Genomic DNA, 24,313 nt, shown 5'->3' on the forward strand with positions numbered 1-24,313 from the left:
AGAAGGCATCCGACCCATCCCCATTTGCGAGCGAGACCGTCGATGCCTTCATTTGCCCCTGCACGCCTGACCGGCCTTGCCTGCGCGGCCTTCGGCCTAATGCTTCTGGCCTCGTGCCAATCGCCGAAGCCGCCGGCCCCGAGCCCGAACACGGCGGCGCTGCCGACCATGGAGCGCGTGGCGCTCGGCGCCAACAGCTGCTGGTTCAAGTCGGGCGATGCGGAATTCAAGTCTTATCGCCTGGCGCCCGAGCTCAATTCCTTCTCCGGCCGTCCGCGCATCTTGATCGTGCCGCGCAAGTCGCCGGAGGCACGCCCCCTCGCCGTCGTTCAGGCCGAGGGCAATCCGGCCCGCCTGCAGGCCTTCGGGCCGCTGATGAGCGAGCCGACGGGAACGCGCATGGCCGCAGACATCAAGCGCTGGGCCGCTGGCGGACAGGGCTGCAAATAGCCCCAAGCTGAACTTGTCGAATTGATTAAAGGGCCGGTTGACCTCAAGGTTGCCGGCCCTTTGCATTTCGGACAGTCGGTCCGATCCGATCGGTTAACGCCAGAACGGTACAGTCGATTCCTGACGCGCGTCCTTTTCCGAAACGCCGATATCCTTGAGCTGCCACTCGCTCATCTCCTCGAGCGCCAGGCGGCCGCGTCGCTTCGCCGCCAGCTCGCAATAGCGGGTCCAAAGCCGCTTCAGCAGACCCTCGCGTTCGTCCGAATAGTCGCCGCCCATTAATGTGCCGGTGCAGCCCACGGACGTCGCTTCCGGGCGGGACAAACAAAGTGTATCTATTGTACTCATTGACAACCCCAATGCAGCGATTGCTATCGTTGTCTTGGTGATAATTGACATATTTTCCGCTGTAATCTAAAGAATTGTCACTATGACAAATTGGCTCCCCGACATTCAGCAGGGTCACGGTCCGCTCTACGCACGGATCGCTGATCAAATCGAATTGGCAATTGGCAACGGGGCCTTGCCCGTCGGCGCCAAATTGCCACCGCAACGCAACCTCGCCTACGATATCGGGGTGACAATCGGCACGATCGGGCGCGCCTACAATATTGTCCGCGAGCGCGGGCTTGTGAGCGGCGAAGTCGGGCGCGGCACCTATGTGCTCGACCATCCCGAAAGCCGGCCGCCGGAGCAGGCGGACCCGCTGACGACGTCCCTTGCCGGCACCCGGCCCCTGGTCGCGCCCGTTGGCAAGCTCAGGTTCGACAGCACCGCCGCGCCGGATATCGGCCAGGGAACGGTGCTGAGCGAAGTGTTGAGCGAAATCAGTCACGAGCATCACGCCGATATTGCCAGCTACGCGCGGAACTTCCCGGATCACTGGTTCGAGGCAGGCTGCCAATGGCTGGCGCGCGGAGGGTTTCGTCCTAAGCCCGAAAACATCGTGCCGACGCTCGGTGCGCATGCGGCCGTCGTTGCCGTAATCGCGGCGGTGACGGCCCCAGGCGACCGCATCGCCTTCGAGACGCTCACCTATTCGCAGGTCAGCCGCAGCGCCGGCCTGATTGGTCGCCGCACGACGCTGGTCGAATCCGACGCCTTCGGCATGATCCCCGACGACTTCGAGCGCGTCTGCGCGCAGCAGCATCCGAAGCTCGCCTTCCTGATGCCGAGCGCGCAGAACCCGACAGTGGCCGTCATGCCGCTCGCCCGCCGCCAGGCGATCGCCGATATCGCCCGCAAATACGGCGTCTGGCTGGTGGAGGATGATCTTTACGGCGCCATGACCGGCGATCAAACGCCGCTGCTCGCCGAGCTTGCGCCCGAACGTACCTTCCTCGTCGGCGGTCTTTCGAAGTCGGTTGCCGCAGGCGTTCGCGGTGGCTGGGTCGCCTGCCCTCCGCATTTCGGCCAGCGCATCCGCATCGCCCACAAGATGGTCAGCGGCGGCCTGCCGTTCATCCTGGCGGAACTCTGCGCCCGGCTGGTGCTCTCCGGCTCGGCTGCAGCCTTGCGCAGCCAGGGCATTGAGGAGGTTCGCGGCCGCGAAGCAATGGCGCGCGAGGTCTTTGAGGGTATCGAGTTCGCGTCCCATCCCTGCATTCCGTTCCTCTGGATGAAGTTGCCTGACCCCTGGCTGTCAGGAACCTTCAAGCAGGCGGCTCTTCAGGAAGGCGTGCTCGTCGACGACGAGGACGAGTTCAAGGCCGGCCGTACCGATCGCGTCTTCCATCGGATCCGCATCGGCTTTTCCTCGCCACCGCAGCGCGCCGAGGTGAGAGCCGGATTCCAGACACTGAAGCGGCTGCTCGACAGCGGCCGAGCCGGCTACGACAGTTTCGAGTGACTATCGAAATCGACGGGGTGACTTTCGCGCAAGCTTCCGCATCATACTGTTTTAGCAGTCTTGCGTAGATGATTCGCCCTCAAGGATTTCGCATGCCGCTATCGCTTCGCCCGGTTCCGTCCCGCCTGATTGCATCCCTTCTTTTCGTCACGACCACCTCCGTCATCGCCGCGCCGGCGGCGGCTCAAGATGGTGTCTTCGACGAAATGCGCTTCGGCGTGACGACATCGATCGCCAGCGGCGGCAAGCAGGAAGACGGCGTGTTTCCGTCGTTCACGCTCTACTTCGATCCGTTCAATGCGGACGGCGCCGCGGATCTCGGCGAAAAGCTGCTGCGTCCACGCGTCTATACCGGTGCTGCCGTGGCCACGTCGTCGAACGGCGTCAACCAGGCCTATGCCGGCCTGAGCTGGACCTTCGACATGACGCAACGCCTCTTCGTGGAGTTCGGCGCGGGCGGCACGGTTCACGACGGCGATCTCGACGATCCCAACGGTTCCGGTCCGCAACTCGGCTGCCGCGTCCTCTTCCGCGAATACGCCGCCGCGGGCGTGCGCCTCGACGAACACTGGAACGTCTCGGCGACCGTTGAACATGCGTCGCATGCCAATCTCTGCGACGGTCCCAACAACGGCCTGACACGCGCAGGCCTCGCCCTCGGCTACAAGTTCTGACGCAGGCCTGCGCAGTCGCGCTCAACAAAGCTTCATACGGGCATCAACCGCTGTTGATCGCCCGTATTTTTCTGTCGCGCCGCGCCGCAGCATAGGTTAAAGAAGCCGCAAAGCGCCCCCTGTTTCTGTTGCGGTTCGCACGCGCCATATTCCTCATTAGTGGATTGCGCGCCGCCCGAAGGATTTGACGGTCGACGATGACGATTTCCAACACCCGCCCCATCACCCCGGACCTCATCGCATCGCACGGGCTGAAGCCTGACGAATACGAGCGCATCCTCGGCCTGATCGGGCGCGAGCCGACCTTCACCGAGCTCGGCATCTTCTCGGCCATGTGGAACGAGCACTGCTCCTACAAGTCTTCCAAGAAGTGGCTGCGCACGCTGCCGACCAAGGGGCCGCGCGTCATCCAGGGCCCGGGCGAAAACGCCGGCGTGGTCGATATCGATGACGGCGACTGCGTCGTCTTCAAGATGGAAAGCCACAACCACCCGTCCTATATCGAGCCCTACCAGGGCGCGGCAACGGGCGTCGGCGGCATCCTGCGCGACGTCTTCACCATGGGCGCCCGTCCCGTCGCAGCGATGAACGCGCTGCGCTTCGGTTCGCCCGACCACCCGAAGACCCGCCACCTCGTTTCCGGCGTCGTTGCCGGTGTCGGCGGCTACGGCAATTCCTTCGGCGTTCCGACCGTCGGCGGAGAAGTCGAGTTTGATGCCCGCTACAACGGCAACATCCTCGTCAACGCCTTTGCCGCCGGCCTCGCCAAGAGCGATGCCATCTTCTACTCCAAGGCCGAAGGCGTCGGCCTTCCCGTCGTTTATCTCGGTGCCAAGACCGGCCGCGACGGCGTCGGTGGCGCGACCATGGCGTCCGCCGAGTTCGACGAGTCGATCGAAGAGAAGCGCCCGACCGTTCAGGTCGGCGACCCCTTCACCGAAAAGTGCCTGCTCGAAGCCTGCCTCGAGCTGATGACGACCGGCGCCGTCATCGCCATCCAGGACATGGGTGCAGCCGGCCTCACCTGCTCGGCCGTCGAAATGGGCGCCAAGGGCGACCTCGGCATCGAGCTCGACCTCGACACCGTTCCGGTGCGCGAAGAGCGCATGACCGCCTATGAAATGATGCTGTCGGAAAGCCAGGAGCGCATGCTCATGGTGCTCGAGCCCGCCAAGGAAGAGGTCGCCAAAGCGATCTTCGTCAAGTGGGGCCTCGATTTCGCAATCGTCGGCAAGACGACCGACGACCTGCGCTTCCGTATCCTGCACCAAGGCGAAGAGGTTGCGAACCTGCCGATCAAGGAACTGGGCGACGAAGCGCCGGAATATGATCGTCCCTGGACCCCGGCCAAGACCGCGGCACCGCTCGCAACCAACGACATTCCGGCAGCCGACGTCGCCGACGCGCTCGTCAAGCTCGTCGGTTCGGCCAACAATTCGTCGCGCCGTTGGGTTTACGAGCAGTACGACACGCTGATCCAGGGCAACTCGCTGCAGCTGCCGGGCGGCGACGCCGGTGTCGTGCGCGTCGAAGGTCATGCCTCCAAGGCGCTTGCCTTCTCCTCCGACGTGACGCCGCGCTACGTCGAAGCCGATCCTTACGAAGGCGGCAAGCAGGCGGTCGCCGAATGCTGGCGCAACCTGACGGCAACCGGATCGCTGCCGCTGGCAGCCACCGACAACCTCAATTTCGGCAACCCGGAACGCCCTGAGATCATGAGCCAGCTGGTTCATGCCATCAAGGGCATCGGAGAAGCCTGCACCGCACTCGACTTCCCGATCGTGTCGGGCAACGTCTCGCTCTACAACGAAACCAACGGCCAGGCGATCCTGCCGACCCCGACCATCGGCGGTGTCGGCCTGATCAAGGACTGGTCGAAGATGGCGCGCATCCGCTTTGCCGCTGAAGGCGAAACGATCCTCGTCGCCGGCGCGCCGGCCGGTCTCGGCTCGCACATCGCCCAGTCGGTCTATATGCGCGACGTTCACGGCCGCACCGATGGCCCGGCGCCCCATGTCGATCTGGCGCATGAGCGCAAGGTTGGCGACTTCGTCCGCGGCCTGATCGTCGACGGTCTTGTAACCGCCGTGCACGATTGCTCGTCGGGCGGCCTGGCACTTGCCGTTGCCGAAATGGCGATGGCTTCGGGCATCGGCGCCTCGGTCGACGCTGTTGCCGGCCATGATCCGATCGCGACCTTCTACGGCGAAGACCAGGGTCGCTACGTCGTGACGGTTGCCGCCGGCGCGCTCGACACGGTTGCCGCTCGTGCCAAGGCTGCCGGCGTCTCGCTCCCCGTCATCGGCAAGACCGGCGGCGACGCCGTCAAGCTTGGCGACGCCAAGGCCGTCTCGGTTGCGGATCTCCGCGCCGCCCATGAAGGCTGGTTCCCGGACTTCATGCAGGGCGACCTCGCGCCTGAAAACTGAGAGATCGATGACGGGAGCCGCACTTTCTGCGGCTCCCGTCATCCCTATTGCGTGCCTGCTTGCAGGCGCTGCCGACGGCGATCATTTGATCGTGTCGGCGCTGGCAACTACCCTCCCTCACCCAATTCAGCAATTGCGTTCCGCCCCTGAATCGTGGTTCCCTTGTTTCATGGACAACGTCGGCAGGCTGCTGACGTTGCAGAATAAAAAGGGAGTTGGCGTATCATGCCCATGACACCAGGCGACATCGAAGACATGATCAAGGCGGGGATTCCCGGAGCCAAGGTCACGATCCGCGATCTGGCCGGTGACGGCGACCACTATGCCGCCGAAGTCGTGGCCGAGGCGTTTCGTGGCAAAAGCCGCGTGCAGCAGCACCAGATGGTCTACAACGCACTGAAGGGCAATATGGGCGGCGTGCTGCATGCCCTGGCACTTCAGACGAGCGCGCCGGAGTAAGCTGGCGTGGCTGACCTGATCAAGGAACTCGTCAGCGGCGTCGTTGACAGCGCGCTCAAGGAAATTCTGAGGAAGACCGGCGTCAAGCGCACGGCCACCAAGCGGACGAAGCGCCGGACGCGGCCGGCGGCCTCTGGCGGCGGCATCCTCGCGGATATCCTTGAAGCCGCCATCCGCAAGCCGGCGAAGAAACAGGTCAGCCGGCGGAAAACCTCGGCGGCGCGCAGCAAGACGCGGCGCCGCACGGCTTGAGTGGTATTAAAACCACATCTTGAGGCCCATCAATATTTGTTGCGATTGGGTGGTGAAAATCACCAATATGCATGCTATCTAAGACCCAATCGATATCCGGCCCTTGAAGCCGGCGCAGGAAGGAAGACAGGATGAGCGGAATTCACGAATTCATCGACAACGAAGTCAAGACGAACGATGTGGTGCTCTTCATGAAGGGTACGCCGCAGTTCCCGCAGTGTGGCTTCTCCGGTCAGGTGGTCCAGATTCTCGACTACATCGGCGTCGACTACAAGGGCATCAACGTGCTCGCCGACGCGGACCTGCGCCAGGGCATCAAGGACTATTCCAACTGGCCGACGATCCCGCAGCTCTACGTCAAGGGCGAATTCGTCGGCGGTTGCGACATCGTGCGTGAGATGTTCCAGGCCGGCGAACTTCATTCCCACCTTTCGGAGCAGGGTATCGCCGTGAAGGGCGCTGTCGCCTAACTCAAGGACGCCTTGTCCCGATCCATCGGAGAAGGCGGGCAACCGCCTTTTTTGATTCGGACGTCTCGTCCGGATCTCGATTTTCGTTGTCTTCCCAAAGGCTTTGCGCGCTTGGTTCGCGCAATGACCGTTTGAATGTTTGTGAAAGCAGGCTTCCTTCCTGAAACGTTTCCGGCGTTCTGCAGCGAGGCCTGGGGCCGCATTTTCGGCCTGTCATGAAGCAGTCGCGATCGTTCGGCATAAGCAGCAGCGGTTCCCGCTCCGGCCTCCCGGCACGGAAATGACCCTGTCGCTGCCGATCGATGCTCCCGCCGCTTCCTGCAGGCCCGGTCCATGTGGTGCGGCTTCCCGGTCGCTCCCGCCTGACATCCCTGTGCCGACCGGCATTTAGCCAGCCGACATCCTTCTTTTTCCGGAGCGGTCCGGACCCAGACCTGTTTCGCTTGGCGCCCACCGCGCCGCTAGGACTTTTGAAATGACAAGCACGACCAACGACGATGCCCTGCCCGGCCTCACGAAATTCCAGTTCATCGCGCTGATGGCCACACTGATGGCGACGAACGCGATTTCGATCGACATCATGCTGCCGGGCCTCCAGGAAATCGGGGCCAGCCTGGGCGTGGCGTCGGAAAACGAGCGGCAATACATCATCACCGCCTACCTGCTCGGCATGGGCGTAGCGCAGCTGTTCTTCGGCCCACTGTCGGACCGGTTCGGGCGCAAGCCGCCGCTTCTGGCGGGCCTTGCCCTTTATGCCGTCTGTGCGGTGGCAATTGCCATGGTGCCGACCTTCGGCCTCATGCTCGCCCTTCGCTTCATGCAGGGCGCGGGTGCGGCTGCCACGCGCGTCATCACCATCTCGATCGTCCGCGACGTCTATGGCGGCCGGCAGATGGCCGAGGTGATGTCGCTGGTCATGATGGTGTTCATGATCGTGCCTGTGATCGCCCCGTCGATCGGCCAGCTCATCATCAGCTTTGCCGAATGGCATATGATCTTTGTCATCGTCGCGCTTTATGCGGTTATGAACATCGCGATCGTGCTGTCGAAGCTCGGCGAAACGCTTGATCCGGCCCACCGCCGCGCCTTCACGCCGTCGGTAATCCTCAGCGGTTTCCGCATCGTGCTGACCAACCGGTTGTCGCTGCTTTATACGCTCGCGACCTCGGTTATCCTTGGCGCGCTCTTCGGCTTCATCAACTCGGCGCAGCAGGTGCTGGTCGGCGTCTACGATCTGGGCGTGTGGTTTCCGCTTGTCTTTGCGGCTTTCGCGAGTATGATGGCGGTCGCTTCCTTTACCAACTCCCGCCTCGTCCGCCGCTTCGGCATGCGGCCGTTGTCCCATGCGGCCCTCTGCGGCTTTACGCTCGCAAGCTTCATCTGGATGTCGGCCTCGCTCTATGCGCCGCTGCCCTTCCCGGTCTTCGTGGTCCTCTATTGCGCCACGATGTTCCAGTTCGGGCTGATCGCGCCAAACTTCAACGCCATGGCCATGGAGCCGCTCGGCCATGTCGCCGGCACGGCGTCCTCGGTTCTCGGCTTCATGCAGACGATCGGCGGGAGCGTGATCGGAGCCTTCATCGGCCAGTCCTTCGACGGAACGGCCACCCCGCTTGCCACCGGCTACTTCACCGTCGCGGCCATCGGCCTCGTCTTCGTGCTCATCGCCGAACGCGGCAAGCTGTTCAAACCGCACCATCAGCCGGCCGGCTGATCTCTAAAGCGCCAACTGTCGCTGTCGCGCTCTAAACGGCCGGCCAGCCTTTTCCAAAGATTGAATTTACGGGTTTTCCCAATGTCCACCATCACCAATCAATCCGAACATGTCGACGGGGTCTCGGGGGCCGAGCGCCTCAACATGGGCATCGTCGAATTCATCATCACCATCGCCGTCATGACGGCGAGCGTCGCCATCGCCATCGACAGCATGCTGCCGGCTCTGCCGGCAATCGGCCAGTCGCTGAACGTCGCCAACACCAACGACAGCCAGCTGGTGATCGGCGTCTTCTTCCTCGGCTTCGGCATCTCGCAGATCTTCTTCGGCAGCCTGTCTGATGCCTTCGGCCGCCGCAAGGTGCTGCTCGGCGGCCTCGCCTTCTTCACGGTGTCGATGTTTGCCGCCGCCCTCACCCAGAGCTTCGAGACGCTGCTGATCCTGCGCTTCATCCAGGGCATCGGTGCTGCGGCCATCCGCATCACCACCATGGCGATCGTGCGCGACTGCTTCGGCGGCCGCGAGATGGCGCGCGTCATGTCCTATGTGATGATCGTCTTCATGATCGTACCGATCGTCGCTCCGTCGATCGGCCAGCTCGTCATCCTCTATGCCAACTGGCACTGGATCTTCATCCTGATCGGCGTCATCGGCGCAATCCTCTTCGTCTGGGCCTTTTCCCGCATGAAGGAGTCCCTGCCGCGCGAAGAGCGCATGCCGCTCTCCGTCGGTGCGGTCGCGTCGGGTTTCAAGACCGTTCTCACCAACCGCATCACTTGCGGCTACATGATCGGCATGACGATGTTTACCGCCGTCATCTGCGCCTACATCGTCACGGTCCAGCAGATCTTCGGCGAGGTCTACGGCCTCGGTGACTGGCTGCCGATCGCCTTTGCAGGTACGGCAGGCGGGATTGCTGTCGCCAACTTCGCCAACGGCTTCTTCGTCCGCAGCTTCGGCATGCGCCGCATCTCGCATGTCTCGATGATCCTGTTTACGCTGATCTCGGTCGCGGGCTTCGTGATGTCGCTCTCCGGCACGCCGGCCTTCGTCGTCAGCTATCTGATGTTCTCGGTGCTCCTGATGTTTTTCGCGGTCATCGCGACGAACTTCACCGCGATCAGCCTGGAGCCGATGGGTCACCTTGCCGGCACCGCTACGGCGATCACCGGCTTCGTCTCGACGACCGGTGGCGCGCTCATCGGCGGCGCCGTCGGCCAGCTCTTCAACGGCACGCTGCAGCCGCTGTTCGGCGGCTTCGCCCTCTTCGGGGCCCTGACCATCCTGGCAACGCTCTGGGCCGAGAAGGGCAAGCTCTTCACCCATCCCGGCGACAAGGACGTCAGCATGGATCACGGCGGCGGCCATATGTAACCGGCCGCCGTAAGGCAAACAAAAAGCCCGCCCGGAGCGATCCGGGCGGGCTTTTTATTTTGGGCTGCTTCGTACGGCTCAGACCGTGAAGACCTCGCGGCGCAGCGTCTCCCAGCTCTCCTTGTCGGTGGCAAGCAGCAGGCCGCCATTGAGATGCGACGGCAGATAGGGCGAGCCGTCGAAGCGGGCGGCATAGGCGCCGGCTTCCTGCGAAATCAGCGTGCCGGCCAGGTGGTCCCACGGCATCAGCTTCTGGTACATCAGGAAGTGGATGTGACCGCCGGCAAGCATGCGATATTCATGCGCGGCGCAGCGGTAGCTGGTGGCAATGCGAACCTTGGCCATGTTGGCCATGACTTCGCGGCGTGCTTCCTGCTTGTAAAAACCGGTCGAGGCACCGCCGACCATGGCCTCGAGCGGCACGCCTGCGGTGACCGACAGGCGCTCCTGCGATCCATTGGCGCGGCACATCCAGGCGCCGGAGCCCTTCTCGGCGATCACCCAGTCGTTGCCGAGCGGATCGTAGATGATGCCGGCAACCGTCTCGCCCTTGGCGACGACGCTTGCCATAACGCCGAAGAGCGGCACGCCGGCGGCGAAATTGAAGGTGCCGTCGATCGGGTCGACGACGACGGCGAGATCGGCATCGGCGAGCTTGTCGAGCAGCGCCGGGTCGGCCGCAACCGATTCTTCGCCGACGAAAAGTGCGCCCGGCGCGACGTCTTCGATGCGTGCCTTGATCAGCCGTTCGGCCGCCTCGTCGCCCTCGGTCACGAGGTCGATCGCTTCCGATTTCACCCTGACGTCGCCGGCTTCAAGATTGCGGAACCGCGGCAGGATCTCTTTGACCGCCGCTTCCTGCAGCAGATTGGCAAGGCCGGCAATGTCGACGGAATGGCTCATTCTTTGGGCTCCGGTGTGAGGGACTGGAAATCGAACAGCTTGGGATCGAGCAGGTGCGACGGGTTCACGTGGCCAAGCGCCCGCAGCATCGTGTCCTTGCGGCCCGGCATGCGTCGCTCGATATCGGCCAGCATCGCCTTCATCGCATTGCGCTCGAGGCCGTCCTGCGAGCCGCAGAGGTCGCACGGGATGATCGGAAACTCCATGGCCGCCGCGAACTTGGCGAGATCGTCCTCGGCCGCATAGGCGAGTGGCCGAAGCAGCATCAGGTCGCCCTCGTCGTTCAAGAGCTTTGCCGGCATCGAAGCCAGCCGGCCGCCGTGGAAGAAGTTCATGAAGAAGGTTTCGAGAATGTCCTCGCGGTGGTGGCCGAGCACCAGCGCGTCGCAGCCCTCTTCACGGGCGATGCGATAGAGGTTGCCGCGGCGCAGCCGCGAACAGAGCGAACAGTAGGTCGCCCCCGTCGGCACCTTCTCTTTCACGATCGAGTAGGTGTCGCGATACTCGATGCGGTGCTTGACGCCGATCGATGCCAGGTATTCCGGCAGGATGTGCTTGGGGAAGTTCGGCTGGCCCTGGTCGAGGTTGCAGGCAATGAGCTCCACCGGCAGCAGCCCGCGCCATTGCAGGTCCATGAGCAGCGCCAGCAGGCTGTAGCTGTCCTTGCCGCCGGAAAGGCCGATCAGCCAGCGCTTGGCGCCCTTCAGCATGCCGAAGTCGTCGAGCGCCTGGCGGGTCTGGCGAAGAAGGCGCTTGCGCAGCTTGTTAAACGAGACGGAGGACGGCATACGGCTGAACAACGGATGCGCGCCGGCGTCGATTTCGGTCTCAAAAATGGTTTCGGCCTGGTCTTGCGACGCGTTGAGCGAAAGGTCCATGGCGGGGATCCTGTGCGGCAGGCAGGCGCAACCGGCGCCCGGCTAATCTTGGGCCAGCACTTGCCTGCTCCAGCCGTCAAGATCAAGGGAAATCGGCCGCACCGTGCAGATCGCCCTAGTCGGAGGAGTTCAGGGACCGAAGACCGACCAGCCAGTGCGCGCCGCGAGCATTTCGAGCGCCAGCGATCCGAGCAGCGAATTGCCGTTTTCGTTGAGGCCAGGCGACCAGACGGCAACCGACGCCTTGCCAGGCGCCACCGCCAGAATGCCGCCGCCAACGCCGCTCTTTCCCGGCAGGCCGACGCGATAGGCAAAATCGCCCGAGCCGTCATAGTGGCCGCAGGTCAGCATCAGTGCGTTGATGCGCCGCGCCCGCTGGCGCGAGACGACGTTATGGCCGGTCAGCGGATTGCTGCCGCCGGCGGCCAGAAACAGCCCGGCCTTCGCAAGCTGGCTGCAGGTCATGGAAAGCGCGCAGTGATGGAAATAGACGCCGAGTACGTGGTCGACGGGGTGGTCGAGCTTGCCGAAGGAGCGCATGAAATTGGCAAGCGCGAAGTTCCGGTAACCGGTGGCCGTCTCCGAACGCGCGACCTCATGGTCGATGACGATCTGGTCGTCGTCGGCGAGATAACGGACGAACTGCACGATCTCGCCGATCAGTTCCCGCGGCGTATGGCCGGCAAGGATCAGGTCGCTGATTGTGATGGCGCCGGCATTGATGAAGGGGTTGCGCGGCTTTCCGCCCTCTTGCTCGAGCTGGACGATCGAGTTGAAGGCGGAGCCTGAGGGCTCGCGACCGACACGGTGCCAGATGTTCTCGCCGTGTTTGCCGAGCGCCAGCGTCAGCGTGAAGACCTTGGAAACGCTCTGGATCGAGAACGGCACCTCGGCATCGCCGACGCGATAGATCTGGCCGCCTGTGGTCACGATCGCCATGCCGAAATGCTTGGCGTCCACGCGCGCGAGCTGCGGAATGTAGTCGGCGACCTTGCCCTGGCCGAACCGGGGGCTCAGCTCCCGATGAATGTCGTCGATGATCGCCTGCAGATCCTGCGGCTTCTGCTCTTCGGGCATCGGGCTTCCCTCTTGGTCATCGCTTTCGGATCGAGGCGACGATAAGGCGCTTATTCGCTGGGGTCCGCGGTAGCGCGGATGCTGATCGGCACTGACAAAAAAGCCGCCCGTTTCCGGGCGGCTTTCGAAGTATCACAAGGCGAGAGCCTCGGATTAACGCGAATAGAATTCGACGACCAGGTGCGGTTCCATGACGACGGCGTAAGGCACGTCGGAGAGAACCGGTACGCGGACGAAGGTCGCGACCATCTTGTTGTGATCAGCTTCGATGTAATCCGGAACGTCGCGTTCAGCGAGCGAAACCGATTCGAGAACGGTTACGAGCTGCTTGGACTTTTCCTTGACTTCGATGACGTCGCCCGGCTTGCAACGGTAGGAACCGATGTTGACGCGGACGCCGTTGACCTTGACGTGGCCGTGGTTGACGAACTGACGGGCAGCAAAGACCGTCGGAACGAACTTGGCGCGGTAGACGATCGCGTCGAGGCGCGATTCGAGCAGGCCGATCAGGTTTTCCGGGGTGTCACCCTTGCGGCGGTCAGCTTCGGCGAAGATCGCGCGGAACTGCTTCTCGCGGATGTCGCCGTAGTAGCCCTTGAGCTTCTGCTTGGCGCGCAGCTGTACACCGAAGTCCGAGAGCTTGGACTTGCGGCGCTGGCCGTGCTGGCCCGGGCCGTATTCGCGGCGGTTTACCGGGGACTTCGGACGGCCCCAGATGTTTTCGCCCATACGGCGGTCAATTTTGTACTTGGACGATTCGCGCTTGCTCATCGCATTTCCTTTCAAACAGTTACACCGGCCTGTTTCCAAACCGGATCAAGGAAACACGCCCTCCTCTGAACCCATTTTCGGGGCTCTGACAGGTTTCTCACGATCACGCAGACGGAGAAGCCACGGGACATGTCAAATGAAACACCGGACATTTCTGCCCGGCGTTGGGGCGGCTTTAGTGGGTCCAGCCCCTGTTGTCAAACAAAATCGTGACAAACAGCCGTTGATCAGGCCGGACCACTCGGTGGCGCTTGCTCCAACGAAATCAGCAGTTTCCTGAGGAGCGCCGCCAGCGCCGTGCGGTCTTGCTTGCTCAGCACCTCGAGGTAGCGCGACTCGCTCGCCATGTCGGCGCGAAAGGCGGTTTCCGCAAGGGCTATTCCCTTTTCCGTCAGCCCGACGACGCTGCTGCGGCCGTCGGACGCCGAGCGTTCCCGCTGGATCAATCCTGCCTTCTGCAGCCGGTCGAGCCGGTGCGTCAGTCCACCGGACGAAATCATCAGCAGCGTATAGAGATCCGTCGGCGTCAGCCGGTAAGGCGGGCCGGATCGCCGCAGCGTCGAGATCACGTCGAACTCGCCGCGGTCGATGCCGAAAGAGGCGAAGGTCTCCTCGATCGAGGGGCGCACCAGATTGGAAAGCCGGTAGGCGCGCCCGAGGATGGCCATAGGCTCGGTATTCAGGTCGGGCAGTTCGGCCGCCCACTGCGCTTGCAGACGGTCCACATGGTCCCTTCCCTCATTCTCATTCTGCATCGTTCACCTCGGCATCGGTCAATATATCTTGACGAGAAGATAGTTTCGGGTAATATCTTCTCGTGAAGATAATTCATTCCCATTGGGAAGCCAACCCGGACGACGATGGAGGCCAGCATGTTTCATGTCATTCCCCTTACAGAACAGAAGCAGAGCCCAAACCGCACGATCCTGTTTGAAGGTGGGCAATTCGGCACGCCGATCTCGCTGTTCCTGATGGATGCCGAGCCTGGCCAGGGGCCTGCCCTTCACGTTCATCCCTATCCGGAAACATGGATCGTGCACTCGGGCGAAGCGGAGTTCACCGTCGGAGAGCAGAAGATCATGGGTAAGGCCGGCGATATCATCGTCGTCGATCCGGAGACGCCGCACCGCTTCGTCAATACCGGCACCGGCCGCCTGCAGATGACCTGCATCCACGCGTCCGATCACGTCATCCAGGAATGGGTCTGACGCCACGACACCGTAACGCGCCAGCGCCGTCTGAGCGTGGTCGGAATAGCTGATGCCTTTACGCGAAAGGTCGAGGTTCACTCAGCCGCAGCGGCAGCCGCAGCCGTCACATCCGGCCCGTTGGCGTCGCCTGGAGCGGTCTCGCTGCCAAGGTCCGGGAACGCGACGATGCGCTTTCCAGCAAAATCCGCATGGATGACGATCAACCCATGCTCCTCGAAGTAGCCGAGCAGACGGCGGGCCCGCCTTGCGGAGTGCGTGCCATAGGCGCGCGCGATCATCGCGTCGGAAGGGCACGGCAGGCCGCGGACGGCCGCCTGCGCCATCATCAGGAACACGGCCTGCAAGTCCTCGGTAACGCGATCGGCAAGCTGCAAGGCCTGCGCCCAGGATTCTGTTCCCGCCGTCTCCGCGTCGATGCCGGAGCGCGCGACGGCCATCTTGCGGCGGAAGGCGCTCAGCGACAGGGCTGCACCGGATGGCAGCCGGCGAATGCGGCATCGCACCAGAAAATCCTGGAACAGTTCTGCATCGGGGCGGAAGGCTGCTTCCGGATTGCTGAGGATTTCGACAAAGACGCTGTCGAGCAGGCTCTCTTTTTCCTCGGCGGAAAGTTCCGGCTGCGCCTGCCTTGCCTCGACCGGCGCGGCAGGCTCGGGCCGCGGGCGGGAGAGCTCGGCCAGGATGTCGGTCGTCGGGCGCGGCGGCGCAACGGCGCGGCGCATGATCGGCCGCGTCAGCTCCTCCGGATCCGGCGTGAAGATCAGATCCTCGACGTCCTGCGGCGCCTCGGGCAGCGGCATCAGCTTCGGGCTCGTCGAGCGCGCCGAGGTCTCGACCGCGCCGATCGTCACCTTGAGCGGCCGGCGCGACAGCGCCGGGCCAAGCGCCACGAAAGAACCGCGCTTGAGGTCGCGGAACATTTCCGCCGTGCGCCGGTCCATACCGAGCAGATCGGCTGCGCGCAGCATGTCGATGTCGAGGAAGGTGCGGCCCATCAGGAAGTTCGAGGCTTCCGCCGCCACGTTCTTGGCGAGCTTCGCCAGGCGCTGCGTGGCGATCACTCCGGCAAGGCCGCGTTTGCGGCCGCGGCACATCAGGTTGGTCATGGCGCCGAGCGAAATCTTGCGCACCTCTTCGGTGACGTCGCCGGCAACCGACGGCGCAAACATCTGCGCCTCGTCGACGACGACCAGCACCGGATACCAGAACTCGCGATCCGCATCGAACATGGCGTTCAGGAACACGCCGGCATTACGCATCTGCTGCTCGATATCGAGACCTTCAAGCGAGAGCACGCAGGAAACACGATGCTGGCGGATGCGGTTGGCAATGCCGATCAGCTCGGCGTCGGTGCGCTCACCCTCGACAACCACATGGCCGAACTTGTCGGCGAGCGTGACGAAGTCGCCCTCGGGATCGATGATGCATTGCTGCACCCAGGGTGCGGACTGTTCCAGCAGCCGGCGCAACAGATGCGACTTGCCCGAACCGGAATTGCCCTGCACCAAGAGACGGGTGGCCAGAAGCTCCTCGATATCGAGCGAGGCCGATGTCCCTTCGGACGTCGCTCCCATGTCGATGCCGACCTTCATTTCCACCTCGTCATGTTAAATCTTACGCAGGTCCGGATGCGATACCGTTGCGCACTGTGCCTGAATACTCTTGATTGATTCGCGATCACGCGGAGACCGCCTATCGGGCGACACCTAGCACGGATTTCCCGGAAATCCTGCCGTCGGCGCACATAACCCACAGGGAATACGCTTTGGAAAGTCTCCTCGGAAAAGAACAAGTTGTATACTCTGGATGTCACAATATAAAGTTGAATGTCGTACTTTTGCGAGAAGGCACGGACGCCCATATGCGATTTGGTCGAAGCGATTTGCCGGGGCAGGAATGCAGCACCACGAAACAGCGCAGCAGATGGAACTGAACAATCTCGATCGCCGTATGCGCGATGCTTACAAGGACACGCTACGGGTCGCCTCGAAAGACGACGCCGAACGCGCCAGCCGCATGCGCTTTCGCGCCGCCTGCGTGCTAGCTGTTCTGATCGGCCTGTTGCTGGCGATCTTCTTTTAAAGCGCCGTGCCGGCCATAGGAACGCATGAACAGGGCACTACCCGATCGCTTCGGCATGCCCTGCTCGCTTTTCCCCGATGGCATCAAGTGCCACCGTCAGGCCAAAGCCCTGCATCAGCCGCCGGGTGGCGAAATCCGGTCTGCCGGAGGTGAAGATCGCCGGGTCCTGGCCGTTCAGCGGCTCGAAGCCGTTCGGTTGCGGCACGAGCGAGCGCGCGCGCCGGGCAATCGCTTCGGCCGGATCCAGCCAGTCGACCGGCCAGGGTGCCAGCCTGCGGAAGACGTTCGCCATGAAGGGATAGTGCGTGCAGGCAAGCACGACGATATCGGTCTTCCTGCCGTCCATCTCGACGAAACACGGTGCGATCTCGGCTAGTACCGTTTCGTCGTCCAGTTTCTCGCCGCGGATATAGGCCTCCGCCATCTTGGCGAGGTTCTCGGAGCCGACGAGCCGCACATGGCATTGGCTGGCGAAGGACTGGATGAGATCGCGCGTATAGGCCCGCTTGACGGTACCCGGGGTCGCCAGCACCGAAACGAGGCCGGAGCGTGTGCGCTCTGCCGCCGGCTTGATCGCGGGCACCGTGCCGACAAAGGTCATCTGAGGAAAGGCCGCGCGCAGATCGGCGCCGACCAGCGTGAAGGCGGTGTTGCAGGCGATCACGCAGATTTCCGGATCATGCTCGGAAAGCAGCCGGCCGAAGAGCGCGATCACGCGCTCTTTCAGCGCCGCCTCTTCCCAGCCGCCATAGGGAAAGCCGGCATCGTCGGCGACATAGATGAAATGCCGCTCGGGCATCAGCACCCTCGCCTCACGCAGCACGGTCAAGCCACCGATGCCGCTGTCGAAGACGAGGATGGGTTTCAGTTCACTCGCTGTCACCTTTGTCTCGCGCTTTCCTGCTGTGTTCACCCGGAGCGCCGGAGCCGCGCGGGTTTTCCCGCGTGAACCGGTCGAGCGAAGAAATGACGCCGCGCAGCACCTGGATTTCGGATTCGGTAAAGGACGGCCTGGTCAGAACCGCGCGCAGGTTCTCGACCAATTTCGGCTTTTTGTCGGCGGAGCGGAAGTAGTTGCGCGCCTCAAGCGCTTCCTCGACATGCTCGAACAGACCCTGCAGGTGTTCCTTGGTCGCCGGCCGCTGCTCGATCGCCTGGAACGAGGTCTGGTCCTCAGACTCCATGCCGGTCTTCAGCCACTCATAGGACATCAGAAGCACGGCCTGGGCGAGATTGAGCGAGGCGAAAGCTGGATTGACCGGAAAGGTCACGATCTCGTCGGCCAGAGCCACCTCTTCGTTGGTGAGGCCCGTGCGCTCGCGTCCGAACAGGATGCCGGTTTTCTCTCCGGTCTGGAAGCGCTGGCGGAGCGTGCGCGCCGCGACGATCGGCGAACGCACCGGCTTGTAGCCATCGCGGTCGCGGGCGGTCGTCGCATAGACGAAGTTGAGATCGGCGATCGCCTCTTCGACCGAACCATAGAGCTTGGCAGCGTCGATCACGTGGTCGGCACGGCTTGCGGCTGATCGTGCCTTTTCGCTCGGCCAGCCGTCGCGCGGATTGACGAGCCGAAGCTCCGCCAGGCCGAAATTCGCCATCGCGCGGGCGACCATACCGATGTTTTCGCCGAGCTGCGGATAGGCGAGAATGATCGCCGGTCCTTCCGCCAGAAGTTCGCGCTCGCTGTTCGTTCCTGCCATTTCCTTAGCCTTCGCCTTTCGTTCGGCGTTTCCCTTGCACAAATGCCGGCGAAATTAAAGTCCACTACAAATGAAGCCGGTTGAGAGACACCCCGATCATTTCCAGACCAAGCTCCGCATCGTCCTTCGAAATCGGCAGGTGGCGATCGACCGGCGCACCGATCCGGCCGACCTGGTAGAAATAGGCCGAGGCCTTGTCGCGCACCGTCTGGACGAGCGCGAGATTGGCGTCGATGTCCGCCTTGAAATCGGTTCCTTCCAGCGCCGCATCCGTGCCGACACGCCGCGCGAAAACCCGTGCCCAGTAGGTGCAGGCCATGAAGATCGCCAGCGCCTGGCGCACATGACCGGGACGCGTCACCAACTGCCAGGGAAGCCCGAGCGGCTTTGCGGCGGCGGCCAGGTCACGATAGGCGCGGTCGAGCGCCTGCGAGCGGGTAATGAGCACCAGACCCGATGCCCCGTCCCGCGCCGCCTGCAGCAGGCCCTTGAGTTCGTCGCACCAGGTTGCGACGGCGGCATCGAGCGTCGTGCGGGTGCGCGTCGGAAACACGACGAAGGCGACCGCCGCACCGGCGATCGAGCCGATCATGGTTTCCTCCAGGCGCAGTTGCAGCAGATGCGGGCTCAGCACGCCCATCAGGCTATAGACCAGCGACAGAACGACGGAGATGAAGAAGGTCATCGTCGCATAGGAGACGGCGAGGAAATAGAAGGCGAGAAAGACGCAAAGTGCGCTGAGCGGCAGCACCAGGTAGATATTGCCGGCTACCAGCGTGCCGACGATGATGCCGACAACAATGCCAAACAGGGTGCCGGCCGAGCGCTGCAGCGCCTTGACCGCCGTATCGCCGCGCGAGCGCGTGTTGGTGAAGACGAGAAACGCCGCAAGCACCGCCCAGAACCAACGTTCCCGCGACAGCATCAACCCGAACACCATGGCGATACCCGAAGCGAGCGTGATCTGGATCGCCGCCTTCAAGGCGGGATCGTTCAGCGACGGCCTCCAGCGGGCGGCAACGCCGCTCAAGTGCAGTGGCGGCTCTTCCAGATCGGCCGGCGTCAGCTTTGCAAGGCTTCGGGCGAGCCTTTGCCGGACGTTGCGCAGCCACAGCAGCGCCTTCACCGTTTCTTCGCGGCGCGGAGCGGCATCGCCGAGCCGCGCGATCTCCGCGTCGATCCGTTCGCCGTCGCGCGCCACCATCGCCTCCACCAGTGCCGGCGGCGGCATCGATTGGAAGCTGACGACCATCACGCTTTCGGCCGCAAGATGCAGGTCGAAGAGGTTGATGACGAGGTCGGAGGTCGTAAGGCCGGGCTGCGGTTCCGGCCGCCGGTTTTCCGTCGGAATGAAGCTTTCCGCCATCAGCACCGCTTCCTTCAGCCGCTCTTCGGCCGCATGCAGCTGACGACGATCGGCCGGTGACAGAACGGGCTTGCGGGCGATCTCCGCCAGTTGCAGCAGCATCTGGTCTACGCGACGCTGCACGCTTGCGGTGGCGCGCAGGAGGTCGCGATAGCGATCATCCGGCAACAGCCGCGTGCGGACGAGATGCGCGACGGTGGCCGAGACGGCCGCTCCGAAGAACAGGGCTGGCAACTGGTCGAGCGTGGGCCTCAGATAGGCGCCGGTGAAATAGGACATGAAGGCGAACATGCCGACGGCAAAACCGCGGGGGCCGAAGGAGCGGCCATAGACCGCGAGAAAGATGATCAGCAGGAAGACGACGTCGGAAACGTAGCGGTGATTCTCGAGAACCGACGCAAGCCCCACCATCGAAACGCCGACGAGGACGGCGATGATGCGGGTGAGCCGCTGGCCGGCAATGGTGCGATCGCGCACCGCCAGTCCCCCTTCGATCGACAGCGACGCCGCAAGCCCGAAGGCGGCCGGCGGCAGCGGTGCGACGAGGTAATGAAACGCCATCAGCAGCAGGATGGAAACGACGATCGTCGCGGTGATGCGCGAGGCCTGCCGCAGGCGGGAGAAGGCCGGATCGTTGGCAAGAAGCCAATCGCGCATACGGGAACGAAGTGCCATCGGAAGCCTTTGCCTGTCCCGCGGCCGCCTGTGGACGCGCGCCGCTTTCGCCGGTTCTTCCTGCATAGCGGCAGATGCGATCTTTGCAAGGCCGGCGCGACGAAAGCAGGCGTCGAAAAGCGGTGGCGAAGAGCCGTCCGAGGTCCGTCTCCACCTCCATCCAAAGTTTCAGCCAAGCATGCTTTGCCTTGTCGGTTCTGAGTGCTATAGGGCACAGGATTTTTCAGAGAGGAAGGGACATCGCTCCCGCTGTCCCGCATAAGCTACGAGGCATATTCATGGCAAAGATCAAGGTCGCCAATCCGGTCGTCGAACTCGACGGCGATGAGATGACCCGCATCATCTGGCAGTTCATCAAGGACAAGCTGATCCATCCCTACCTCGACGTCGATCTGGAATATTACGACCTCAGCGTCGAAAACCGCGATGCTACTGAAGACCAGGTAACGATCGACGCCGCCAACGCGATCAAGAAGCACGGCGTCGGCGTCAAGTGCGCCACGATCACGCCGGATGAAGCCCGCGTCGAGGAGTTCAAGCTGAAGAAGATGTGGAAGTCGCCGAACGGCACGATCCGCAACATCCTCGGCGGCGTCATCTTCCGCGAGCCGATCATCTGCAAGAACGTTCCGCGCCTGGTTCCGGGCTGGACCAAGCCGATCATCGTCGGCCGTCACGCCTTCGGCGACCAGTACCGCGCCACCGACTTCAAGTTCCCGGGCAAGGGCAAGCTGACGATGAAGTTCGTCGGCGAAGACGGCAAGGAAATCGAATACGACGTCTTCGACGCACCGTCGGCCGGCGTTGCCATGGGTATGTACAACCTGGACGATTCGATCACCGAATTCGCGCGCGCTTCGTTCAACTACGGTATCCAGCGCAAGGTTCCGGTGTACCTGTCGACCAAGAACACCATCCTCAAGGTCTATGACGGTCGCTTCAAGGACATCTTCCAGCAGGTCTTCGACGCCGAATTCGCCGAGAAGTTCAAGGAACTGAAGATCTGGTACGAACACCGCCTGATCGACGACATGGTCGCCTCGGCCCTGAAGTGGTCCGGCGGCTACGTCTGGGCATGCAAGAACTACGACGGCGACGTGCAGTCGGACATCGTCGCCCAGGGCTTCGGCTCGCTCGGCCTGATGACCTCGGTCCTGATGACGCCGGATGGCAAGACGGTTGAAGCCGAAGCCGCGCACGGCACGGTTACCCGCCACTACCGCCAGCACCAGAAGGGCGAAGAAACCTCGACCAACTCGATCGCCTCGATCTTTGCCTGGACCCGTGGTCTCGCTCATCGCGCGAAGCTCGACGGCAATTCCGAACTCGCAAAGTTCTCCGAAACGCTTGAGAAGGTCTGCGTCGACACCGTCGAAGCCGGCTTCATGACCAAGGACCTGGCGCTCCTCATCGGTCCCGATCAGCCGTGGCTCTCGACCACCGGCTTCCTCGACAAGATCGACGAGAACCTGCAGAAGGCCATGGCTGCCTGATAGGCTCCAGTCCCAGAGACAACGAAACCCGGCCTCGCGCCGGGTTTCTTTTTTGGACCAATGAAAATTCCGGAACGCGGATCGGCGCCGGACTGCAGCCGGTACTCGCACGACTTCAAGGCGAGCGCGGCCATGCTACCGGCAGCGACTGCTAGAACATGTCGCGGCTGCTGCTGCGCGGATCGTCGCTGACGATATGCGGGTCGTAGATCCCGCCTCTCGCGCTCCGGCGCCATGGCCGGGCCGGATCGACGGGGTCCCTGCCGATATCCGCCACGACGATCGATGGTCCATCCCCGCTGCATCGGACCGCCCATTGCCCGTCGGGCGAAACAATCCCTGAAGGAGCCGTCAGGCCGGGCTGCGCGAGAACCGCAAAACTCGCCCAATAGCGATTGATTGAAGCATGCCCCTGCACCTCGGCGGCAAAGGCAATGTCGTTCGCCAGAGCGCCGCCGGAGGTCGAAAACAGCACGCAATCGACGTTCAGCTGTTCGTATTCGATGAAAAGCTCGGGAAAGTGGCACTCGATGCCGAGCGCGCAGCCGAAGCGGACGCCGTCGACCTCGAACGCCAAAGGGATCGTTCCGGGCGTGTACATGAACGAGACCTTGGTGTTCGACAGCATGCGCTCGTCGTAGCGTGTCGCGACCGCCCCCTTATCCGAGATCACATAGAGGCTGTTGTGCGGGCGATGCGGTTCGGTGAGCTTGTGAACGGATCCAAGGACCGTCCATAGGCCGAGGTCCCGCGCCAACGTCCGTATGGCATCAAGCTCTTTGCGCAGAACCGTCCACTCGAAACGGCGCCAATCGGACGGGCCTATTTCGCGCGGACCGATCGTCGACATGATGCGCTTGTTCGGAAAGCACGTCGCGCCCTCGGGGAAATGCAGCACCCGCGCCCCGGCCCGATGCGCCTCCCGCATCAGGTGTCGGATCCCTTCGCCGGCATGGTGAAGGGCCGCCGCATCGCGGGGATCGTCGAAATAGCCGGATTGCGCCACGGCCAGGCGCAGCAATCTTGGTTGCGCCACCAAGTCTTCCGCCGACGCCTGGCGAAGATGCATGAGTGCAGTTGTATAGGATTCGCCGGTCTTGGCGGCACGGGCGCGAACGCGCCGTTTGAAATTTCGGTTTTCAGTCATCACAGGGCCTTTCGCGTCTCGGGCAAGTTTCCCAGCAACCGGACCCGAAACGGTGGGACCGAGATTGCGACCCGAGACTGAAGTCCCTTTGCCTCCGTGAAAGGATCGTGCTGGGGACGATCTTTGGAGGTTCGGCGCAGGCCACGCCGAACCAAAAGGTGCCGCTCGGACACTGATTCGTCAATTGCGGGTGTGTGCTCGGGTGTCTGTCACTTCAAAGGCAGATAGATTTCGCTCAAGAGTTCGGTCGGCGCAACTTCGCGGGGATTGTTGAGATATTTCTCGAACATCAGGCTGTCGCGGATATCGCGGCCGGACTGCGGCAGCCATGTGCCGTAGAGCCATTGGTAGGCCTTCGGCATATCCGCGTAAGGGCCTTTGTGGCGAAGCACCGCATAGCGGCCGCCGTCGAGATGCTGCGGGGTCAACGGCGCCTCCGCCGGCATCGGTCCGCGCGCGCTGACGCAGGCAAAGGAGCGCAGTTTTTCCGCCGGCACCAGTTCCGGATCGTCGAGGTAGATGCCGATCATCTCCATGTCCGGCCGGAACAATTGCCGTGAAAAGAGGGTGCCATAGAGCGTCTCGAACGCCTTGCCGATCTCCATATAGGAGCCGGTGTGGGCGACGCCGACGAGGTCGAAGGCTTCGACGTCCTTCAGGGTGACTTCATACATGTCTGGAATTCCTTCCGTTGAAGCGGTTTCAAAGGCGACATGGCTCCCCTCCTTGCGGTATCGCGCCGGCGGCAGCCCATAGGCGGCCTTGAAGGTGCGGTTGAAGGATTGCAGATTGGGATAGCCAGAGCGCTGCGCGATCGTTTCGACAGGAAGATCGGTCTGGGCGAGATCGGCCGCTGCCCGCTGCAGCCGCAGCCGCTTCACCGTTCCTGCCAGCGTCTCGCGGTGAACGGCCCGGTAGATCCGGTGCCAATGGTGCGGCGACAGACAGGCGATCTCGGAAAGGCGATCAAGGTCGAGATCGCCGTCGAGATGACCGTAGATGTAGTCGCTGACCCGGTGCAGACGCCGTTCATAGGTCGCCCACGCTACCCGCTCTTCCATGTCCAGCCTTTCGCGCTTTGCTCACGGATGGGTAGACCATAGATCAATTTGACAAATCCTGCGGAGTTGCGGGCGTGCTTCGACTGAGATTTGTACGAGCCTTCCGCGCTATAGGACCCCAGAACGGTGCCCTGGCCAGCAATCACGTTTCGGTTTGACCGTCCGAGGCGCCGAGGCTCTGTTCGTGTGGGCTGGTGATCCGGCGGGTTATGACACGCACGAGCGGAGTAGGCTTGCAGGACCGCGAGCGTGAAGTTGCGCCAGCCTTGCCTGATGCA

Annotated in this window: 25 protein-coding genes; 12 read left to right on the forward strand and 13 right to left on the reverse strand. The window is 62.9% G+C overall.

What is annotated here, in order from left to right; all coding sequences use genetic code 11:
• The first annotated feature begins 42 nt into the window (after positions 1–42).
• A complete protein-coding gene (locus IB279_RS09445) occupies positions 43–450 on the forward strand; it encodes a hypothetical protein (protein WP_192339176.1) in 408 nt (135 codons plus the stop codon).
• 93 nt (positions 451–543) lie between these two features.
• Here the strand turns inward: IB279_RS09445 and IB279_RS09450 are convergent, their stop codons facing one another.
• Positions 544–798 carry a DUF1127 domain-containing protein gene (locus tag IB279_RS09450; RefSeq protein WP_246801890.1) on the reverse strand — a complete coding sequence of 85 codons (255 nt, stop codon included), beginning with the start codon at positions 796–798 and terminating at the stop codon, positions 544–546.
• A gap of 82 nt (positions 799–880) precedes the next feature.
• On the opposite strand from IB279_RS09450, the gene IB279_RS09455 reads away from it, so the two are divergent.
• Positions 881–2,299 carry a PLP-dependent aminotransferase family protein gene (locus IB279_RS09455; RefSeq protein WP_112770853.1) on the forward strand — a complete coding sequence of 473 codons (1,419 nt, stop codon included), beginning with the start codon at positions 881–883 and terminating at the stop codon, positions 2,297–2,299.
• A gap of 92 nt (positions 2,300–2,391) precedes the next feature.
• On the forward strand, positions 2,392–2,973 hold the full coding sequence (locus IB279_RS09460) for an acyloxyacyl hydrolase (protein ID WP_034794442.1): 582 nt from the start codon (positions 2,392–2,394) through the stop codon (positions 2,971–2,973).
• Positions 2,974–3,016: 43 nt separating this feature from the next.
• Here the strand turns inward: IB279_RS09460 and IB279_RS09465 are convergent, their stop codons facing one another.
• On the reverse strand, positions 3,017–3,184 hold the full coding sequence (locus IB279_RS09465) for a hypothetical protein (RefSeq protein WP_156400741.1): 168 nt from the start codon (positions 3,182–3,184) through the stop codon (positions 3,017–3,019).
• On the opposite strand from IB279_RS09465, the gene purL reads away from it, so the two are divergent.
• From purL to IB279_RS09495, 6 genes are all read left to right on the forward strand, one after another.
• On the forward strand, positions 3,171–5,402 hold the full coding sequence (gene purL, locus IB279_RS09470) for a phosphoribosylformylglycinamidine synthase subunit PurL (RefSeq protein WP_112770854.1): 2,232 nt from the start codon (positions 3,171–3,173) through the stop codon (positions 5,400–5,402). The genes IB279_RS09465 and purL overlap by 14 nt on opposite strands.
• 225 nt (positions 5,403–5,627) lie before the next feature.
• On the forward strand, positions 5,628–5,861 hold the full coding sequence (locus IB279_RS09475; RefSeq protein WP_034794447.1) for a BolA family protein: 234 nt from the start codon (positions 5,628–5,630) through the stop codon (positions 5,859–5,861).
• A gap of 6 nt (positions 5,862–5,867) precedes the next feature.
• A complete protein-coding gene (locus tag IB279_RS09480; protein ID WP_060600739.1) occupies positions 5,868–6,113 on the forward strand; it encodes a hypothetical protein in 246 nt (81 codons plus the stop codon).
• 131 nt (positions 6,114–6,244) lie between these two features.
• Positions 6,245–6,583, forward strand: a complete 339-nt coding sequence (gene grxD, locus IB279_RS09485) for a Grx4 family monothiol glutaredoxin (protein ID WP_192339177.1) — start codon at positions 6,245–6,247, stop codon at positions 6,581–6,583.
• A 475-nt stretch (positions 6,584–7,058) separates the two neighbouring features.
• The gene (locus tag IB279_RS09490; RefSeq protein WP_060600742.1) at positions 7,059–8,297 is read left to right on the forward strand and encodes a multidrug effflux MFS transporter; all 1,239 of its coding nucleotides are present in this window, start codon (positions 7,059–7,061) and stop codon (positions 8,295–8,297) included.
• Positions 8,298–8,378: 81 nt separating this feature from the next.
• On the forward strand, positions 8,379–9,671 hold the full coding sequence (locus IB279_RS09495) for a multidrug effflux MFS transporter (RefSeq protein WP_034794494.1): 1,293 nt from the start codon (positions 8,379–8,381) through the stop codon (positions 9,669–9,671).
• Positions 9,672–9,749: 78 nt separating this feature from the next.
• On the opposite strand, the gene IB279_RS09500 is transcribed toward IB279_RS09495, so the two are convergent.
• The 5 genes from IB279_RS09500 to IB279_RS09520 form a co-directional block, all read right to left on the reverse strand.
• Positions 9,750–10,574: an inositol monophosphatase family protein gene (locus IB279_RS09500; protein ID WP_034794509.1), complete on the reverse strand. Its 825-nt coding sequence runs from the start codon at positions 10,572–10,574 to the stop codon at positions 9,750–9,752.
• Complete coding sequence (gene ttcA, locus IB279_RS09505; protein WP_034794511.1) at positions 10,571–11,452, reverse strand: tRNA 2-thiocytidine(32) synthetase TtcA; 882 nt, start codon at positions 11,450–11,452, stop codon at positions 10,571–10,573. Before ttcA ends, IB279_RS09500 begins: the two co-directional genes overlap by 4 nt.
• 129 nt (positions 11,453–11,581) lie before the next feature.
• On the reverse strand, positions 11,582–12,529 hold the full coding sequence (locus IB279_RS09510) for a glutaminase (protein ID WP_034794526.1): 948 nt from the start codon (positions 12,527–12,529) through the stop codon (positions 11,582–11,584).
• 153 nt (positions 12,530–12,682) lie between these two features.
• On the reverse strand, positions 12,683–13,300 hold the full coding sequence (rpsD, locus tag IB279_RS09515) for a 30S ribosomal protein S4 (protein WP_034794529.1): 618 nt from the start codon (positions 13,298–13,300) through the stop codon (positions 12,683–12,685).
• A 227-nt stretch (positions 13,301–13,527) separates the two neighbouring features.
• Positions 13,528–14,055 carry a MarR family winged helix-turn-helix transcriptional regulator gene (locus IB279_RS09520; protein WP_060585083.1) on the reverse strand — a complete coding sequence of 176 codons (528 nt, stop codon included), beginning with the start codon at positions 14,053–14,055 and terminating at the stop codon, positions 13,528–13,530.
• Between the two features lie 117 nt (positions 14,056–14,172).
• Here IB279_RS09520 and IB279_RS09525 point away from each other — a divergent pair, with 117 nt between their 5' ends.
• On the forward strand, positions 14,173–14,508 hold the full coding sequence (locus tag IB279_RS09525; RefSeq protein ID WP_034794649.1) for a cupin domain-containing protein: 336 nt from the start codon (positions 14,173–14,175) through the stop codon (positions 14,506–14,508).
• A gap of 77 nt (positions 14,509–14,585) precedes the next feature.
• Here the strand turns inward: IB279_RS09525 and IB279_RS09530 are convergent, their stop codons facing one another.
• On the reverse strand, positions 14,586–16,103 hold the full coding sequence (locus IB279_RS09530) for an ATP-binding protein (protein WP_060585081.1): 1,518 nt from the start codon (positions 16,101–16,103) through the stop codon (positions 14,586–14,588).
• Positions 16,104–16,407: 304 nt separating this feature from the next.
• Between IB279_RS09530 and IB279_RS09535 the strand changes: the two genes are divergently transcribed.
• A complete protein-coding gene (locus tag IB279_RS09535; RefSeq protein ID WP_112770856.1) occupies positions 16,408–16,593 on the forward strand; it encodes a hypothetical protein in 186 nt (61 codons plus the stop codon).
• Positions 16,594–16,630: 37 nt separating this feature from the next.
• Here IB279_RS09535 and murI read toward each other — a convergent pair whose 3' ends face one another.
• The 3 genes from murI to IB279_RS09550 form a co-directional block, all read right to left on the reverse strand.
• Positions 16,631–17,476, reverse strand: a complete 846-nt coding sequence (gene murI / locus IB279_RS09540; RefSeq protein ID WP_060600753.1) for a glutamate racemase — start codon at positions 17,474–17,476, stop codon at positions 16,631–16,633.
• Positions 17,463–18,293: an RNA methyltransferase gene (locus tag IB279_RS09545; protein WP_060520734.1), complete on the reverse strand. Its 831-nt coding sequence runs from the start codon at positions 18,291–18,293 to the stop codon at positions 17,463–17,465. Before IB279_RS09545 ends, murI begins: the two co-directional genes overlap by 14 nt.
• Positions 18,294–18,357: 64 nt before the next feature.
• Positions 18,358–20,334 carry an FUSC family protein gene (locus IB279_RS09550; RefSeq protein ID WP_034794651.1) on the reverse strand — a complete coding sequence of 659 codons (1,977 nt, stop codon included), beginning with the start codon at positions 20,332–20,334 and terminating at the stop codon, positions 18,358–18,360.
• A gap of 278 nt (positions 20,335–20,612) precedes the next feature.
• On the opposite strand from IB279_RS09550, the gene IB279_RS09555 reads away from it, so the two are divergent.
• Entirely contained in the window at positions 20,613–21,827 is a 1,215-nt protein-coding gene (locus IB279_RS09555; protein ID WP_090293862.1) for an NADP-dependent isocitrate dehydrogenase, read from the forward strand.
• A gap of 151 nt (positions 21,828–21,978) precedes the next feature.
• On the opposite strand, the gene IB279_RS09560 is transcribed toward IB279_RS09555, so the two are convergent.
• Entirely contained in the window at positions 21,979–22,974 is a 996-nt protein-coding gene (locus tag IB279_RS09560; protein WP_112770857.1) for a carbon-nitrogen hydrolase family protein, read from the reverse strand.
• Positions 22,975–23,183: 209 nt separating this feature from the next.
• The gene (locus tag IB279_RS09565; RefSeq protein ID WP_060585072.1) at positions 23,184–24,035 is read right to left on the reverse strand and encodes a GyrI-like domain-containing protein; all 852 of its coding nucleotides are present in this window, start codon (positions 24,033–24,035) and stop codon (positions 23,184–23,186) included.
• Positions 24,036–24,313 lie beyond the last annotated feature (278 nt).

This window comes from Ensifer sp. ENS06 (genome assembly GCF_014852205.1).
Classification (GTDB): Bacteria; Pseudomonadota; Alphaproteobacteria; order Rhizobiales; family Rhizobiaceae; genus Ensifer; species Ensifer adhaerens.

What these genes read in the sequence shown, in the direction of transcription:
- IB279_RS09445 (WP_192339176.1), top strand. Translation starts at nt 43, where the DNA reads ATGCCTTCATTTGCCCCTGCACGCCTGACCGGCCTTGCCTGCGCGGCC.
- IB279_RS09450 (WP_246801890.1), bottom strand. Translation starts at nt 798, where the DNA reads ATGAGTACAATAGATACACTTTGTTTGTCCCGCCCGGAAGCGACGTCC.
- IB279_RS09455 (WP_112770853.1), top strand. Translation starts at nt 881, where the DNA reads ATGACAAATTGGCTCCCCGACATTCAGCAGGGTCACGGTCCGCTCTAC.
- IB279_RS09460 (WP_034794442.1), top strand. Translation starts at nt 2,392, where the DNA reads ATGCCGCTATCGCTTCGCCCGGTTCCGTCCCGCCTGATTGCATCCCTT.
- purL (WP_112770854.1), top strand. Translation starts at nt 3,171, where the DNA reads ATGACGATTTCCAACACCCGCCCCATCACCCCGGACCTCATCGCATCG.
- IB279_RS09475 (WP_034794447.1), top strand. Translation starts at nt 5,628, where the DNA reads ATGCCCATGACACCAGGCGACATCGAAGACATGATCAAGGCGGGGATT.
- grxD (WP_192339177.1), top strand. Translation starts at nt 6,245, where the DNA reads ATGAGCGGAATTCACGAATTCATCGACAACGAAGTCAAGACGAACGAT.
- IB279_RS09490 (WP_060600742.1), top strand. Translation starts at nt 7,059, where the DNA reads ATGACAAGCACGACCAACGACGATGCCCTGCCCGGCCTCACGAAATTC.
- IB279_RS09495 (WP_034794494.1), top strand. Translation starts at nt 8,379, where the DNA reads ATGTCCACCATCACCAATCAATCCGAACATGTCGACGGGGTCTCGGGG.
- IB279_RS09500 (WP_034794509.1), bottom strand. Translation starts at nt 10,574, where the DNA reads ATGAGCCATTCCGTCGACATTGCCGGCCTTGCCAATCTGCTGCAGGAA.
- ttcA (WP_034794511.1), bottom strand. Translation starts at nt 11,452, where the DNA reads ATGGACCTTTCGCTCAACGCGTCGCAAGACCAGGCCGAAACCATTTTT.
- IB279_RS09510 (WP_034794526.1), bottom strand. Translation starts at nt 12,529, where the DNA reads ATGCCCGAAGAGCAGAAGCCGCAGGATCTGCAGGCGATCATCGACGAC.
- rpsD (WP_034794529.1), bottom strand. Translation starts at nt 13,300, where the DNA reads ATGAGCAAGCGCGAATCGTCCAAGTACAAAATTGACCGCCGTATGGGC.
- IB279_RS09520 (WP_060585083.1), bottom strand. Translation starts at nt 14,055, where the DNA reads ATGCAGAATGAGAATGAGGGAAGGGACCATGTGGACCGTCTGCAAGCG.
- IB279_RS09525 (WP_034794649.1), top strand. Translation starts at nt 14,173, where the DNA reads ATGTTTCATGTCATTCCCCTTACAGAACAGAAGCAGAGCCCAAACCGC.
- IB279_RS09530 (WP_060585081.1), bottom strand. Translation starts at nt 16,103, where the DNA reads ATGAAGGTCGGCATCGACATGGGAGCGACGTCCGAAGGGACATCGGCC.
- IB279_RS09535 (WP_112770856.1), top strand. Translation starts at nt 16,408, where the DNA reads ATGCAGCACCACGAAACAGCGCAGCAGATGGAACTGAACAATCTCGAT.
- IB279_RS09545 (WP_060520734.1), bottom strand. Translation starts at nt 18,293, where the DNA reads ATGGCAGGAACGAACAGCGAGCGCGAACTTCTGGCGGAAGGACCGGCG.
- IB279_RS09550 (WP_034794651.1), bottom strand. Translation starts at nt 20,334, where the DNA reads ATGGCACTTCGTTCCCGTATGCGCGATTGGCTTCTTGCCAACGATCCG.
- IB279_RS09555 (WP_090293862.1), top strand. Translation starts at nt 20,613, where the DNA reads ATGGCAAAGATCAAGGTCGCCAATCCGGTCGTCGAACTCGACGGCGAT.
- IB279_RS09560 (WP_112770857.1), bottom strand. Translation starts at nt 22,974, where the DNA reads ATGACTGAAAACCGAAATTTCAAACGGCGCGTTCGCGCCCGTGCCGCC.
- IB279_RS09565 (WP_060585072.1), bottom strand. Translation starts at nt 24,035, where the DNA reads ATGGAAGAGCGGGTAGCGTGGGCGACCTATGAACGGCGTCTGCACCGG.